The 1280-nt window shown below is 38.1% G+C and carries 2 protein-coding genes and 1 pseudogene; 2 read left to right on the top strand and 1 reads right to left on the bottom strand.

All coding sequences use genetic code 11. The features are described from left to right. Positions 1–306 precede the first annotated feature (306 nt). Both JEU79_RS25705 and JEU79_RS25710 read left to right on the top strand, forming a co-directional pair. Positions 307–560: pseudogene (locus tag JEU79_RS25705) on the top strand (type II toxin-antitoxin system HicA family toxin). After that, positions 557–892 (top strand): type II toxin-antitoxin system HicB family antitoxin, encoded by a 336-nt coding sequence (locus JEU79_RS25710; protein WP_198262998.1) that lies wholly within the window; start codon positions 557–559, stop codon positions 890–892. Before JEU79_RS25705 ends, JEU79_RS25710 begins: the two are co-directional and overlap by 4 nt. Positions 893–951: 59 nt before the next feature. Here the strand turns inward: JEU79_RS25710 and JEU79_RS25715 are convergent. After that, on the bottom strand, positions 952–1280 hold a 329-nt coding region (locus JEU79_RS25715), incomplete at its 5' end, for a Druantia anti-phage system protein DruA (RefSeq protein ID WP_198266741.1).

Genomic DNA, 1280 nt, shown 5'->3' on the forward strand with positions numbered 1-1280 from the left:
GTTAAAGAACGAATAATTACTAATAAATGACTTATTCCCTTACAGTCAGAAATGAAGCTGAATTTGATATTTCAGAAACATTTAATTTTTATGAAAACCATAGGCTTGGTTTGGGGCATGATTTCATTCTTTGCGTTGACGCGGTGGTTTAGGTCACCCATCATTTAATCTCAAAAGATGGGTGGCCAAAACCATCGCCATGATGACCCAAGGCAGTAGCTAAATGTGTTTACCCTGAAACCCTAAGCTCAAATCAAGCACAAAAGCCAAATTGACAATAGTACCATTTTACGGTACTATTTTATAATGAAGCGTAAACATCAAAAAACACTTGAATTGATCTTCTCACATCCAGTAAGTGCAAATATTAAATGGCGTGATATCGAGTCATTATTAACGGTTCTTGGCGCCGAGTTGATTGAAAGAGAAGGCTCTCGTGTTGAATTTTTTTGTTTGGTGAAGTCCGTGTATTCCATCGACCTCACCCCCGCCCTGATACAGATAAGGGAGCGGTTGCAAGTATTCGACAATGGTTTAGAAATAACGAGGTAACACCATGATGAATTTAATGGAAATTAATGGCTATAGAGCAGCCATTAAATACGATCCAGAAATTGAGATGTTTCGAGGTGAATTTATTAGCTTAAATGGCGGCGCAGATTTTTATGCTAGCAACATTGAAGATTTAAAAAAAGAAGGTTTAATTTCACTTAATGTTTTTCTTAAAGCATGTAAAGAACGAAATATTGAACCAAGAAAAGAGTATTCAGGAAAATTCAATGTCCGAGTCCCAACAAAATTACATGCAGACATAGCAACTAAAGCAAGTGCTGAAGGAAAAAGCTTAAATCAATGGGTGGTTGATACTTTAGATAACGCAACACATGTATAAAACATGATATTGGTATTTATCAATATTTATTGCCACCCAGTGCGCCGAGCTATTTTGGTTTAGGCCACCCATCTTTTGATATTAAATGATGGGTGGCCTAAACCACTAAGATAGCGTGAGTTATTCACTATCCAGGATAAGTTGGCCTTACGTTGTTTTGGCTGCCAGCCAATCCAGCGATCACGTGGCGCTAAAGCGCGTGATGCACCATACAACATAATGCAGCCAAGGTATTGACCATTGGCACGAATAAAATAACGGATGGCATAATCAAAGGGGTGTTTATATCCAAGGGGGTGATATCGTTCAATATACTCATTCCAAAGATGTCGTTCTTTATCATTTGTTACGGGTTCAACCGAAACAGGGCTGATTACTTTGAGAGTCA

Origin of the sequence: sulfur-oxidizing endosymbiont of Gigantopelta aegis (genome assembly GCF_016097415.1) — a bacterium.
GTDB lineage: Bacteria > Pseudomonadota > Gammaproteobacteria > GRL18 > GRL18 > GRL18.

Bases quoted from the DNA above. Each gene is read 5' to 3' on its own strand.
- JEU79_RS25710 (WP_198262998.1), top strand. From the start codon at position 557: ATGATGAATTTAATGGAAATTAATGGCTATAGAGCAGCCATTAAATAC.